The sequence below is a fragment of the Paraburkholderia phymatum STM815 genome (genome assembly GCF_000020045.1).
In the GTDB taxonomy this organism is placed as follows: Bacteria; Pseudomonadota; Gammaproteobacteria; order Burkholderiales; family Burkholderiaceae; genus Paraburkholderia; species Paraburkholderia phymatum.
In genome coordinates this window covers 375,895-389,605 of sequence record NC_010623.1, presented here as the reverse complement: position 1 = coordinate 389,605, position 13,711 = coordinate 375,895, and the positions used below count along the sequence as shown (strand labels likewise).

Annotated in this window: 12 protein-coding genes; 11 read left to right on the top strand and 1 reads right to left on the bottom strand. The window is 63.2% G+C overall.

All coding sequences use genetic code 11. From position 1 onward, the window contains the following. The first annotated feature begins 40 nt into the window (after positions 1–40). The 5 genes from BPHY_RS17550 (at position 41) to rhaS (ending at position 5,690) form a co-directional block, all read left to right on the top strand. The gene (locus tag BPHY_RS17550) at positions 41–934 is read left to right on the top strand and encodes an amidohydrolase family protein (RefSeq protein WP_012402790.1); all 894 of its coding nucleotides are present in this window, start codon (positions 41–43) and stop codon (positions 932–934) included. 48 nt (positions 935–982) lie between these two features. Next, complete coding sequence (locus BPHY_RS17545; protein WP_012402789.1) at positions 983–2,533, top strand: sugar ABC transporter ATP-binding protein; 1,551 nt, start codon at positions 983–985, stop codon at positions 2,531–2,533. Then, complete coding sequence (locus BPHY_RS17540) at positions 2,530–3,591, top strand: ABC transporter permease (protein WP_012402788.1); 1,062 nt, start codon at positions 2,530–2,532, stop codon at positions 3,589–3,591. Before BPHY_RS17545 ends, BPHY_RS17540 begins: the two co-directional genes overlap by 4 nt. After that, entirely contained in the window at positions 3,584–4,612 is a 1,029-nt protein-coding gene (locus BPHY_RS17535; RefSeq protein WP_012402787.1) for an ABC transporter permease, read from the top strand. Before BPHY_RS17540 ends, BPHY_RS17535 begins: the two co-directional genes overlap by 8 nt. A 67-nt stretch (positions 4,613–4,679) precedes the next feature. Next, the gene (rhaS, locus tag BPHY_RS17530; RefSeq protein ID WP_012402786.1) at positions 4,680–5,690 is read left to right on the top strand and encodes a rhamnose ABC transporter substrate-binding protein; all 1,011 of its coding nucleotides are present in this window, start codon (positions 4,680–4,682) and stop codon (positions 5,688–5,690) included. A gap of 56 nt (positions 5,691–5,746) precedes the next feature. Here the strand turns inward: rhaS and BPHY_RS17525 are convergent, their stop codons facing one another. After that, on the bottom strand, positions 5,747–6,406 hold the full coding sequence (locus BPHY_RS17525) for a response regulator transcription factor (protein ID WP_012402785.1): 660 nt from the start codon (positions 6,404–6,406) through the stop codon (positions 5,747–5,749). A gap of 734 nt (positions 6,407–7,140) precedes the next feature. Between BPHY_RS17525 and BPHY_RS17520 the strand changes: the two genes are divergently transcribed. The 6 genes from BPHY_RS17520 to BPHY_RS17500 all read left to right on the top strand — a co-directional run bounded on the left by BPHY_RS17520 (position 7,141) and on the right by BPHY_RS17500 (position 13,710). Further along, on the top strand, positions 7,141–7,401 hold the full coding sequence (locus BPHY_RS17520; protein ID WP_157686625.1) for a hypothetical protein: 261 nt from the start codon (positions 7,141–7,143) through the stop codon (positions 7,399–7,401). 403 nt (positions 7,402–7,804) lie between these two features. Beyond that, positions 7,805–7,951 (top strand): hypothetical protein, encoded by a 147-nt coding sequence (locus tag BPHY_RS41785; RefSeq protein ID WP_157686623.1) that lies wholly within the window; start codon positions 7,805–7,807, stop codon positions 7,949–7,951. A 229-nt stretch (positions 7,952–8,180) separates the two neighbouring features. Then, positions 8,181–9,047, top strand: coding sequence for a lysophospholipid acyltransferase family protein (locus BPHY_RS17515; RefSeq protein WP_157686621.1), 867 nt, complete (start codon positions 8,181–8,183; stop codon positions 9,045–9,047). Positions 9,048–9,090: 43 nt separating this feature from the next. Further along, positions 9,091–10,293, top strand: a complete 1,203-nt coding sequence (locus tag BPHY_RS17510; RefSeq protein ID WP_012402781.1) for an HlyD family efflux transporter periplasmic adaptor subunit — start codon at positions 9,091–9,093, stop codon at positions 10,291–10,293. Between the two features lie 5 nt (positions 10,294–10,298). Further along, positions 10,299–12,419 (top strand): peptidase domain-containing ABC transporter, encoded by a 2,121-nt coding sequence (locus tag BPHY_RS17505; RefSeq protein WP_012402780.1) that lies wholly within the window; start codon positions 10,299–10,301, stop codon positions 12,417–12,419. Next, positions 12,412–13,710 carry a TolC family outer membrane protein gene (locus BPHY_RS17500; protein WP_012402779.1) on the top strand — a complete coding sequence of 433 codons (1,299 nt, stop codon included), beginning with the start codon at positions 12,412–12,414 and terminating at the stop codon, positions 13,708–13,710. Before BPHY_RS17505 ends, BPHY_RS17500 begins: the two co-directional genes overlap by 8 nt. Position 13,711 lies beyond the last annotated feature (1 nt).

Sequence of the window (13,711 nt, the reverse complement as noted above, 5' to 3'; positions counted from 1 at the left end):
CGACGCTCGCGGTGCACGCGCCCGCGACGAAGGACGCGCCATGAAAGTTGTCGACCCGCACATTCACCTGTGGGATCTGAAGACGCATCACTACCCTTGGCTCGCCAACCCAGGGGTGTCGTTCGTCGGCGATGCGCGCGCGCTGAAGCACGACTATCTGATCGCGGATCTGCTGAAAGATGCAGGCGAGATTGAACTGCTCAAGTGCGTGCACGTCGAGGCCAATCACGATCCGCAAGATCCCGTCGAAGAAACGCGCTGGCTGCAAGAGGTAGCCGGCGCGGCGGGTTCGCGCGCGATGCCCAACGGCATCGTCGCGGCCGTCGACCTGTCGGCCGCCAACGCCGCCGATGTGCTCGAGCACCATGCGGCATTCGCCAACACGCGGGGCGTGCGGCAGATCCTCAATGTGCACCACGACAGACTTTACGACTACGTCGGCCGTCACTTGATGCGGGAACCGACGTGGCGCGAGAACTTCAGGCTGCTGCGCAAGCACGGCATGTCGTTCGACGCGCAGCTTTATCCGTCGCAGATGGAAGAGGCAGCCAGGCTGGCCAACGAGCATCACGACACGCAGTTCATCGTCAATCATGCGGGGATGTTCGTCGATCGCAACAGCGTCGCTGGCTATCGCGCATGGCGAGAAGGGATGAAGACGCTCGCGCAGTGCCCGAACGTCGCCGTGAAGATCAGCGGACTCGCGATGTTCGATCATGCGTGGACGGTCGAAAGCCTGCGGCCCTATGTGCTCGAAACCATCGACACGTTCGGCGTCGGGCGCGCGATGTTCGCGTCGAACTTCCCCGTCGACGGGCAGTTCGGCTCATACGGCGATTTGTGGCGCGCGTATGCGGCCATCGTCGGCGCCGCGAGCGACGCCGAGAAAAACGCGCTGTTCGTGCGCAACGCCGAGCGCCTTTACCGTATCTGAAACGTCCTCGGCAAGCATTCGAAGACTCACGAAATCCGCAGTCGCAGCATGAAGGAGGAGACGGTGCAGCAACAGCGAAACACTCAGGACGTGCCGAGGCTCGAACTGCGGCACGCAAGCAAGACGTTCGGGCGCGTGCGCGCGCTGTCGGATGGCGAACTCGTGCTATGGCCCGGCGAAGTGCACGCGCTGCTCGGCGAGAACGGCGCGGGCAAATCGACGCTTGTCAAGATACTCGCCGGCGTGCATCAACCGGATACGGGCTTGCTTCGCGTCGATGGCATCGAGCGCCGCTTCGCGACGCCCGCCGAAGCGCGCGATGCGGGACTCGCGGTGATCTATCAGGAACCGACGCTGTTCTTCGATCTCTCGATTGCCGAGAACATCTTCATGGGACGGCAGCCCGTCGACCGCTTTGGCCGCATCCAGCACGATGCGATGCGTCGCGAAGTCGACGGTCTGCTCGCGTCGCTCGGCGTCGATCTGCGTGCGGACCGCCTCGTGCGGGGGCTGTCGATCGCCGATCAGCAAGTGATCGAGATCGCGAAAGCGCTGTCGCTGAACGCGAATGTACTGATCATGGACGAGCCGACGGCGGCGCTGTCGCTGCCCGAAGTGGAGCGGCTGTTCACAATCGTGCGCAAGCTGCGCGAGCGCGACGTGGCGATCCTGTTCATCACCCACCGGCTCGACGAGGTGTTCGCGTTGACGCAGCACGTCACGATCATGCGCGACGGCGCGAAGGTGTTCGATGCGCCGACCGCCGAAATGACGACGGAGTCCGTGGTCGCGAAGATGGTCGGACGCGATCTGGAAACGTTCTATCCGAAAGCGGACGTGAAGCCCGGCGACGTGCGTTTGGCGGTGCGCAAACTGACGCGCACGGGCGTGTTCAAGGACATCTCGTTCGAGGTGCGAGCGGGCGAAATCGTCGCGCTCGCGGGACTGGTCGGCGCGGGCCGCAGCGAAGTGGCGCGTGCGATCTTCGGCATCGATCCCATCGATTCAGGTGAAGTGCGCGTCGCGGGCAAGCTGCTCCCGACGGGCAATCCCGCTGCCGCTGTGCGCGCGGGCCTCGCGCTCGTACCGGAAGACCGCCGCCAGCAAGGGCTCGCGCTCGAACTGAGCATCGCGCGCAACGCGTCGATGACGGTGCTCGGACGGCTCGTGCGCCATGGCCTGATTTCTTCGCGCAGCGAAACACAGCTTGCAACGCGCTGGGGCACGCGGCTGCGCCTGAAGGCAAGCGACCCGTCCGCGCCCGTCGGCACGCTCTCGGGAGGCAACCAGCAGAAAGTGGTGCTCGGCAAGTGGCTTGCGACAGGCCCGAAGGTGCTCATCATCGACGAGCCGACGCGCGGCATCGACGTCGGCGCGAAGGCCGAGGTGTATGGCGCGCTATCCGAACTCGTGCAGGAAGGCATGGCGGTGCTGATGATTTCGAGCGAACTGCCTGAAGTGCTCGGCATGGCCGACCGCGTGCTGGTGATGCACGAAGGCCGCATCAGTGCCGAGATCGCGCGCGCCGATGCTAGCGAGGAACGGATCATGAGCGCGGCACTCGGCCAATCGGCGGCATTACTGGGGCGCGCAGCATGATCCGGCATTCGACTCATTCACATGCGGCGTCGATCGAACACGCGCCGCTGCGGCACACCCGCTCCGGGCCGGGCGGCCTCGTCGGCGCGCTCGCAAAGAGCCGCGAGACAACGCTCTTCGTCGTGCTGATTCTGCTGATACTCGGCACGTCACTCGCGCGGCCACAGTTCCTGAACTTGCAGAATCTGCGCGACGTGCTGCTCAACGTGTCGATCATCAGCCTGTTGACGGCGGGCATGACCGTCGTGATCCTGATGCGGCATATCGATCTCTCCGTCGGGTCGACGGTCGGCATCAGCGCGTATGCCGTCGGCAGCCTGTACGTGGCGTTTCCGCACATGCCCGTGCTGCTGGCACTGCTGGCGGGCGTCGCGATCGGGCTGACGGCGGGCGGCATCAATGCGTTGCTGATTGCCGTGGGACGCGTGCCGTCGCTGGTGGCGACCTTGTCGACGCTCTACATCTTCCGTGGTGCCGATTACGCGTGGGTGCACGGCGGCCAGATCAACGCGACCAGTCTGCCCGAAGCATACTCGCGTCTCGCAACGGGCACGCTGCTCGGCATACCGACGCTCGCGTTGATTGCCGCCGTCGTGCTGTTCGCGTTGTCGTTCTATCTGAAGCAGTTCCGCGCGGGCCGCGAGCATTATGCGATCGGTTCGAATCCGGAAGCCGCACGGCTCGCGGGTATCGATGTGGAGCGGCGCGTCATGTCAGGATTCATGCTGTCGGGCGCGATAGCGGGTTTTGCGGGTGCCCTGTGGCTCGCGCGCTTCGGCACCGTCGACGCCAGCACCGCGAAGGGCATCGAACTGCAGGTCGTCGCGGCTGCCGTGGTCGGCAGCGTGGCGATCACGGGCGGGGTCGGCACCGTCCTGGGCGCGACGCTCGGTGCGCTCGTGCTCGGCGTGATCAGCATCGCGCTCGTCGTGCTGCATGTTTCCCCGTTCTGGGAGCAGGCGATCGAAGGCGCGCTGATCGTCGCCGCCATTGCCGCCGATACGCTGCTTGCCCGCTCCGTCGCTAAACGCATGATGAGGAAACGCGATCATGGCTAAACCAGATTCCGCGCTGCTCACGCGCAAACGCGAAACGCCGCTGCGTTGGGAGACCTTGCTGGTCGTCGTGCTGATCGCGTCGCTCGGCTTGGGGCGCGTGCTGTCGCCCGTGTTCCTGACAGGCGCTAACCTCAGCAACGTGCTCGCCGATCTCGCGGAGATCGCCTTGATGGCACTGCCGATGACGCTCATCATCGTCGCAGCGGAGATCGATCTGTCCGTGGCGTCGGTGCTCGGCGCGTCGAGCGCGCTGATGGGCGTGCTGTGGCACATGGGCCTGCCGATGCCCGTCGTGATCGTGCTCGTGCTGGCGTCCGGCATGATTGCGGGCCTGCTGAACGGGCTCGTGATCGTGAAGCTGAACCTGCCTTCGCTCGCAGTGACGATCGGCACACTCGCGCTGTTTCGCGGTCTCTCGTATGTGCTGCTCGGCGATCAGGCCGTCGCCGATTTCCCGCCGAACTACACGGCGTTCGGCATGGATACGCTGTTCGGCACGTTCGTTCCGTTGCCGTTCGCGATCGTCATCGTGTGCGCGGTGCTGTTCACGGTGCTGCTGCAGGCGACGGCGTTCGGCCGCTGCCTCTATGCGATCGGCGCGAACTCGACGGCGGCCGCGTTCTCGGGCATCGAGGTCGCGAAGGTGCGCCTGCTCCTGTTCGTGCTGTCCGGCTTCATGAGCGCGCTGGCGGGCATCGTCTACACGTTGCGTTTCACCAGCGCGCGCGGCGACAACGGCGAGGGCTTCGAGCTGTCGGTGATCGCGGCCGTGCTGTTCGGCGGTGTGAGTATCTTCGGCGGGCGCGGGTCGATGGTTGGCGTGCTGCTGTCGCTGCTGATCATCGGCGTATTGAAAAATGCGTTGACGCTCGACGACGTATCGAGCGAAACGCTGACCATCGTCACGGGCGCGCTGCTGCTCGCCTCGGTGCTGATTCCGAATCTGGTCGCGCGCTGGCGCGCGATGCGGGACCGCAAGCTGATTGCCGCTCAAGCATTGACGAAACCGACCGCGCCCTAGCATCGCGCGTCATGCCGTGCAAACCCATCGGACGCAAAAAGTCCGAACCACCACCAGGAGACAAGAGATGAACAAACCACTGCGTCACGCAGGAGCGATGCTGCTTTGCGCGGCCATGCTCGGCGCCAGCGTCGCGGCGGCGGCTGCCGCCGGCATCAAGCCCGACCTGAAGATCGCGTTCGTGCCGAAGCAGATCAACAACCCGTACGAAGTGATCGCCGACGACGGCGGGATGGCGGCGATCAAGGAGTTCAAGGGGCAGGGCAAGGTGGTGGGGCCCTCGGACGCGGGCGCGTCGTCGCAGGTGTCGTACATCAACACGCTGACGACGCAGCGCCAGGATGCAATCGTGATCGCAGCCAACGACGCGAACGCGCTCGTGCCATATTTGAAGAAGGCGATGTCACAAGGCATCAAGGTCGTGACGTTCGACTCGGATACGGCGCACGATGGCCGCCAACTGTTCGTTAATCAGGCGAACGCGGAGAGCATCGGACGCGGACAGATCCAGCTGGTGTCGAAGCTGATGGGCGGCGAGGGCGAGTTCGCGATCCTGTCCGCGACGCCGAACGCGACCAACCAGAATACGTGGATCAAGTGGATGCAGGAGGAATTGAAGAAGCCGGAGTATTCGAAGCTAAAACTCGTGAAAATCGCGTACGGCAACGATGACGACCAGAAGTCGTTCGTCGAGACCCAAGGTCTGTTGCAGGCATACCCGAATCTGAAGGCGATCGTCGCGCCGACGTCGGTCGGGATCGCGGCGGCGGCGCGCTATATCTCGACGTCGTCGAGCAAGGGAAAGGTTGCCGTGACGGGCCTCGGTACGCCGAACCAGATGCGTGCGTTCGTCAAGAATGGCACCGTGAAGGCGTTCCAGTTGTGGGATCCGGGCCAGTTGGGCTATCTCGCGGCCTACGCGGCGGCGAGCCTGGCGTCGGGTGCGATCACGGGCAAGGAAGGCGAATCGTTCGATGCAGGCAAGCTCGGCAAGCGCACGATCGGCGCGCAAGGCGAGATCATCCTCGGACCGCCCACGACGTTCGACGCAAGCAATATCGACAACTTCAATTTCTGACGCCAACCACGGGCTTGATGCAAAGAGGGCTGCTCGCGGGCTGCGAGCAGCCCTTTTCACGTCAAGCCATTTTCCTGCGCATACTTGACGAGATCGGCGTTGGTTTGCAGATAGAGCTTCTTCATTGCCGCGCTTTTTTGCGTCGCGATGGTCGAAAGCGATCGGTTCAGGTGACGGGCAATGTCGGTGAGCGACGCGCCGGACGCGAACAGCCGGATCACCTCCAGTTCTTTCTTCGTCAAAGCGGGCTCGCCTCCTCTGCGGCCGTTGCCGAAGTTCAGATGCTGCAGACGCATGCGTATTTTTGCGGAAAAATAAGGTCGCCGGTGATGCATGACTTCAAGCGCGGCCGAGCGGAATTCCTCGACGCCTTCGCATTTGTCCACGACGCCCGCGACCCCTGAGCGCGACAGGCGGGCAAGCATGTCGTCATTGTTAAGCATCGTGAACACGACGACAGGAACGTCAGGATGCTGTCTGCACAACTGACCGATCAGGCTGAGGCCGTCAGTCTCGCTCTTGCCGGTGTCCATCGTGAAGTCGGTGATGATGAGGTCCCATTTGCCTTGAGACAGCACGCCGAGCAGTTCGGCGCCGGACTTCACGGCGGCGTCGACCGTGAAGCCGGGGAGGCCGTTCAATGCATGGATGACAGCGTGCCGGATGACTGGGTGGTCGTCGGCGATGACAATCCTGAAGGCGCGGCTAGGGTTCATGTTGGCAGCAAGCGGACTTTGAGGCGTTGCTATTTCAATTGGCGTGTGTGATGTAGGAGCCTCGGAATTGTTGAATCGATTCAGGAGGATCTACGAGCTGGGCGGATTCTATCTCGCGATTCACTGACGAATCAAACATTGTGATTGCCGAAGTTGTCGGAATGTGTTTTTACGTCAAATTGTGTAGGTATGCGAATAAATAGAAGAAATCCTATAGTAAAGACTTTCTTGAATGAGGAGACTCACGCAATCCGAAAATCAATCTGAACAGAATGGCAGTACGGAGTAAAGTTTCGTTGTGCTTTGCGGTGATGTGTCTCTTATGCGACTTGGTGGACGCATTCGGAGGTGCGACGTTCAACTCTTCCAGCGCGAATGCGATGGACTTTGACGGTGCGCAGACGTCCAGGCTTCCGGCCGTCAACGCGGGCCGTACGACACGGCACGCTCATTCCGTCGTGTCGCGTTCGCGCACACGGCGGACGCGTTGTGAAGTCGCGCGATCCGCATGCAGGCCGCTTGCGTCGCATTGCCGGCACAAGTCGATGGCCAGCGTCGGCCATGTTCGTCCGCGATGTTCAGTGATCCACCGACGGCGGCGAGAACGGTTGTATGCGCATCGAAATCCACCGGCGCCTGGCCAACTTGTCACGCGCGCGAGCGAGGCGACGCTGGTGCCGCGTTGCACGAACGGTTGCGACCTTGCAGCCGGTGAGGTGCTCTCGCGTGACGTCATGCGGCCTGTCGAAAGCGAACGGGTTGCGCAGGCGCCGCGGGCGCCGGACTTCGGTGGCTGGTTTGGCAGCGAACGTCCTTTGACGGTCAGTGTGCGGGAAAGCGCATCCACCGTCGAGCAGACTATTGCAGTGAATGTCGCGACAGCCGACCAGACCGACGGCGCAGCGAAGCTGATGTTGCTGAGCGCCGCGCTGCCCGCGACGCCCCCGTTATCGGAGTGGAATGCATCATCGCCCGTCGCCGCGACGTCGCGATAACAGAGTATTGACTTGACGCGCACGGCCGATCGAGGGGAACGGGAAACATAGTCTTTGTCAGTCCTTCAAGAGGAAATTGGTATGCAAAAGATAGATCGCAACGCATTGGAGCAGGTGAAGGTCGCCGGGGGCGGAAGCTCAAGTTATAGTGCGAGCTCCAGTTCGAGCACCACCACGATCACGTTCGTGATTTCGGGCGGCAGCAGTTCGTCGGGAGGACAGTCAGGCGGTGGCACTATTTCGCCGCCCGTGAGGCATTGAGCGCTGGTCGAGGCAAGATTGAACGTTGGGTGTCGTCGACTGCAGGCGATGACGCGGCAATGGTCAAAGCCGATGGATCGTTTCCGTCGGCGGGTTGAGCGGTAATAAGCTGATTCATTGACCTCCATTAAGGAAGAAACAGATGCAAAAGATTGAACGTATGGCATTGGCGAAAGCGACGGTGGCGGGCGGCTGCTGCAAATCGTCGACCAACAAGACCACCACGAATACGAGTTCGAGCACCAGCTCCAGTACGAACACGATCACGATCGTGGTCAAGAGCGCCTGATGTACCGGGCAGCGCGTCGCAGGCGAGCGATGACCATGTGTCGTCGTAGTAGCCGAGATTGACGGAACGTTGTCCGATGAGCCCCACGCGCAGGCGTGGGGCTTTGCACTTCATGCCCCCCGATAGTCCAATGAATATATTGTCGCGGCTTCACATGCCCTTGTGCGTGCTGCGCCTCGCATGCACTGGCGCGCTGCGGTGTGCGCGCCTCGGTGCCCGTTGCGTGGTGATGTCCCGCGTTCCCGTCGCCGCCCTCCAGCCGATTGCCGCCTGCGCTGCGCTATTACGGGCGCTATTCGACGCGAACGGGCGCGCGCTCGCGAGCGAGCGTGCCGATTTCTGCCGCGAGGTGATGAAAGTGGCGAGCCCCGGACGTGTGCGCCTGCTCGCTGCTCGCACGCGGGAATCGCTGATCGACCAGCGCCTGCATTTCGGTCGCCAGCGCCGGTTCGACGAGGCATGGCCGGATCTTCAACGGATCGCCGGCTTGCTCGCGCAGGCAATCGGGCAAATCAGGCGCGATGCGCCTGGATCTCCCGTCATCGTGTCGCCGTTTCACTACGTATCGCAGTACGCGAACATCTATGTGATCGACGACCTGCGGGTGAAACTCGGCCTTGCGCGTATCGGTGTCGTGTCCGGCATGCCGCGCGACCTGTACGGTAGCGATGGCGCGATGATCCCCGACATCGACGTGCTTTATACCTACGACCAGAACAATCGCAGCGGCCTGGGTCTGCAAGTGGCGCGCTCGCTCAGGCGGCACGGCGTCGTCGTCGTGTTCGCCGATGTGCCGCCCTACACGCTGCATCGCTACCCGATGGAAACGGTCGGCGTGTCGATCTTCGGCAGTGCGGCGCGCATTCACAATGGCGTGTTTCGCATGGGTGGGCCGCTCGGCGCGGTCCTGCTGCCGTTCTACCTGTGTTTCGAGCGCGGCAGATTTGGTGGAACGGTGCTGGAGCCGATCCGGCTCGCCGATGCAGATGCGCCGCAACGTGTCGCCCAGCAGATCGAACAGGCGCTCAGGGGCAATTTCGAATCCTCCCTCGTTACCGGTCATCCGTCGCTGTATGCATTCGCGGCCGCGAAGTAACACGTGACGCGTCGTAGGGACCGTTCCGATCGCGCAGAACATCATGGAACCCACCAGCCTTCCGCAATTCAACGATGTGCCGTGGCGATGGATCGCTTACGGTGCGTCCACCATCGTCGCCGGGGCCGTCGCTTTCGGCTTTGTGCATGAAGTCGAACTCAAACAGGACGTTCAGTGCGAAATCGTCTCGCCTTCCGATGTGAAGGTGCAGGGCACGAGCGGCCTTGTGTCATCCGTCTATGTGCATCCCGGTGAACGCGTGCATCAGGGCACGCCGCTCTTCAGCGTGCAGCGCGACCTGTCGCTCGCGAGCGACGGCCGTCAGCGTCCGCAGTTCGATGAGCAGATGCGCGATGAGCAGATTCGCATGGTCGATTTGCAGTACGACCAGCGCAGGGCTCAACTTGCGGCGCAACTCGACGCGTCGAACGCGACCGCCGCTGCCCGTCAAGCCGAAGCGCGTGCGCTTGACGAGCAGATCGAGCAGAACCGGCAACTGGTCAGCGAGGCGCAACAGAAGCTTGGCAGGCTGCAATCGGTGTCCGACTATGTGACCGCCGATCGCATCGAGCAGGCGAGCGCCGACACGCATCAGATGAAAATCTCCGTCGCGCAGGGTCTGGCGCGGCGTCAGCAGCTGGCAGGCGAGATCGTCGCGCTGCACAGCACGCAAGGCAATCTCGCGGCGCAATTGAAAGAGAACGATGCACGCCATGTTCGCGAGATACAGGATATCCGCATGCGCTTCGAGCAGGCGCGCCAGGATTCGACCATCTCGGCACCGAAGTCGGGCGTCGTCGCGTTCTCGAATCTCGTGCCCGGGCGCACGCTCGATGCAGCCGATGTCGCGCTCGTCATCGTCACCGACGACAGAAGCGCGCTGCGCGCCGCGCTGCGCATGCCGTCGCGCCGGCGCGGCTTCGTGCATACGGGGCAGACGGTGCGTCTCAAGTTCGATGCGTTTCCGTATGTCAAGTTCGGCACCTACGACGCCCGCGTCGATGCGATCTCGCCGACTACGATCCAGTCGGGCATGTCTGTTGCCCCTGCGTCGCCGGCGGCGCCGAAGGAAACGGGCGATGGCGATTTCATGGCGTGGGCGACCCTGCGCGGCCGGACCTTCGACTACGGGAAGCAGCGCTTCGACATCCTGCCCGGCATGCGCGCGACGGCGAGTATCGTCGTCGAACGCCGGACGATCGCGGAATGGGTACTCGAGCCACTGTTCCGCACGTTGAGAGGGTGACGCTGATGCGCATGATTTTTCAGAATGAAGTGGCGGAATGCGGCTATGCGTGCCTCGCGATGGTGCTCACGCATCTGGGCCGGGCAACCGAGGTGCGCGAGCTGTCCGTGTACCGGCCCATCTCCGCGAACGGACTGTCGCTGATGGATCTCTACGACATGGCCACGGAATTCGGCCTTGCGGTGCAGGCGTACCGCTTCGGGATCGAGGACGTGCCGACTATCAGGCGCGGTTCGATCGTGCATTTCGGCGGCGCGCATTTCGTCGTGTTCGAGAAGTGTGGGCGCGGCTACGTCCAGATTCTCGATCCAGCGACCGGACGGCGACGCATTGCGATGGACACGTTCTCATCGGCGGTGTCGGGCTTTCTGCTCGAATGCTCGCCGACGCCGTCGATGCCGCGCATCCGCGCAAAATCGCAGGTGCCGCGGGCGCTTGTGCGGATACGGGCACTTAACCCGGATCTGCGGGGCCATCTCGGCAAGCTGATGTTCGTGATGACAGGCAGTCAGTTCGCGATTCTCGCGGCGCCTTATCTCGGCAACCTGACGCTCGACTATGTGGTCGCGGCCGACAATCTCAATCTGCTGAATGTGCTCGTGCTGACATTTGCGGGCATCTTCGCGGTGGGCGCACTGAGTCAGTACGTCGAATCGCGTCTGATCGAGCTGTTGCATCAGCGAGTTCAGATCCATGCAACCCAGGGCTTGCTGGGGCATCTTTTGCGCAATCCGATGTCATGGTTCGAAAAGCGGCACGTTGGCGATATATTCGCGCGGGTGAAGGCGCAAGACGAAATCAGCCGGCACGCGACGCGCACCGTTACGCATATGTGCGTCGATGCGTCGGTCGGCCTGCTCGCGCTCGCCTTGATGCTGGTTCAGAGCCCGCTGCTCACGGGCGTTGCACTGGCGATGTTCGGTCTCTACCTGTCGATTGCACTCGGCGTGTTCGCACCGATGCGCGACAACCACGCACTCTTGCTGGAGACATCGGCCCGTTGCGACGATGCACTGATTGAAACGATACGCGCTGCGTCGCTGATCAAGCTCGCGCAAGGAGAAACGCGACGCACTGCTATGTTCATGACGAAGTATCGCGAGTACGTGACGGCGCTGCTGACGGGTAATCGTCTGGGCAGCGCGCGCGACAGCTGCCTGAAGGCAGTTCAGTATGCCGATACGCTCGCGATCACATGGGTCTCCGCGCGGCTCATGCTGGGCGGGAAAATCTCCGTCGGCGTGTTCTACTCGTTCCTGATCTACAAGTCGCTGATGTCTGATCGCTTCGCCAGCGTGGTGAACGCTGTGTTTGCGCGCTTCATGCTGAGCGTGCCTGTCGCGCGCGTCGACGATATCGTCGAATGCGAAGAGGAGCGCTATACGCCTTCGTCCGATATCCAGCGCGCAACGGAAGTTCGCAGGTTCGAGCGCATCGAGGTGCGTGGCGTGACGTTCAGTTACGGGGTCTCGGATCAGCCGGTGCTGAAAGACGCCAGCCTCGAGATTCGCGCTGGCGACAAGATCGCGATCACGGGGCCTTCGGGCGCGGGCAAGTCGACGCTGTTCAAGCTGCTGTCGGCCGCGGAGCCGTTGCAGTACGGGCACATTGCATTGAACGGCATTGCCTGGCAGAACCTGACGGTCGACGAGATCCGCCGCCATGCCGCGCATATGCGTCAGGGCGATCTGATCCTGCATGGGTCGATTGCGGACAACGTGTCGCTGTTCTCGGGCAGCATCGACGAAGAGCGGTTGCAGTCGACGCTCGAAAACGTTGGACTATGGAACGACGTCATGCGTTTGCCAATGCGAACGCGCACGATCATCAGCGACACGATCGCGAATATCTCAGCAGGACAGCGGCAGCGCCTGCTGCTGGCGCGCGCGTTGTATCAGGAGCGCAGTCTGCTGCTGCTCGACGAACCGACGTCGAACCTCGATCCCGCGTCCGTCAGCCAGATCGGCGAGCTGTTGCAGCGGCTTGCCTGCACCGTCGTGGTTATCACGCACGACACGTCGCTCGCGGCGAGCTTCGATCAGCGCTACCGCCTCGTCGATGGCGCGCTCGTACGCGAGCTTTCAGGTCCCACTCATCTCAATGCTGTCGATCCGTTGCATGTGTAGGTTCAAAGCTTCATTGTTTGCCGTCGCGCTTTGCGTGGCAGGGACAGCCGCACACGCGGCCGATCTCGTCACTGTCGTGCAGCAGGCACTCGGTCACGATGCCGATCTCGCGCAGGCACGCGCAGCTTATGTCGCCGCGCAGGAGGCCGTCCCGCAGGCGCGCGCCGCGTTGCTGCCGCAGATTTCCGCCGGCTGGGGGCGCACTTACAACAGCATCGAGACAGAGGGCTTTCCACGTCAGTCGTACTGGCAAAACGGCTGGACCGTTTCCCTGACGCAGCCGATCTTCGACTGGACCCGATGGGCGGCCTACCGGCAAGCCGACTATGTCGAGGCGCGTGGCGGCGTCGACGTCGGCGCGGCGCAGCAGGCCGCGCTGCTGCGTGCCGTGCGCGCGTATTTCGAAGCACTTGCTGCGGACGACGAGGTGACGCGTACGGCCGACTACCGTGCCGCTGTCGATGCCCATTGCCATGTCTTGCAGCGCAACCGCGCGGCCGGCGAGGCGACCGTCGTCGACGTGCGCGAGGCGCAGACGGCCCTCGACCAGGCGACGCTGCAGCACGCCGACGCCCAGAGCGCGTTGCAGACGAAGCGCCGTGCGCTCCAGCAGGCGACGGGCGTACCGTTCGACGCGCTCGCACGGCTGCCCGACGGCCTGGCCCTGCCGCGCCTCGTGCCCGAAGACGCGGATGCATGGGCAGCGCAGGCGAAGGACCACGGCTACGGGGTCCAGCAAAAGCAACTCGACTGGCAGATCGCGAAGCTCGATGTCAGCAAGGCGGAGGGGGCGCACTATCCGTCCGTCTACGCAACGGGCACGTATACGCCTGCGGGCGCGGCATCGGGCTACGCGCGGCCTGCCACGACGACAACGGGCATGCTGTCCGTTTCCATTCCGCTCTACGCGGGTGGCGCGATGCAGTCCAGGGTCCGCGAGACGCAGGCGTTGCAGGACAAGGCGCAAGAGGCGCTCGTGAGTGCCGTGCGTGCCGCCGACGCATCCGCTCGCGACAACTTTGCGCGCTACCAGGAGGGACGTACGCGGGTCGAGCTGTTGGCGCGTTTCGTGGCGTCGTGTCGCGACACGCTTGCGGCGACGCGGATCGGTTACAAGGTCGGCACGCGCACGAGTACCGACGTGCTGCGCGCTATCGACATGTTTTACGCGGCGCAGCGCGACCTGTTCGCCGCGCGCTACGACACGGTCGTCGCGCTGATGCTGCTCAAGGGCGATACGTCGACGCTCGGCCTCACGGATGTCGTGCAGATCAACGCTGTCCTTCATTGAA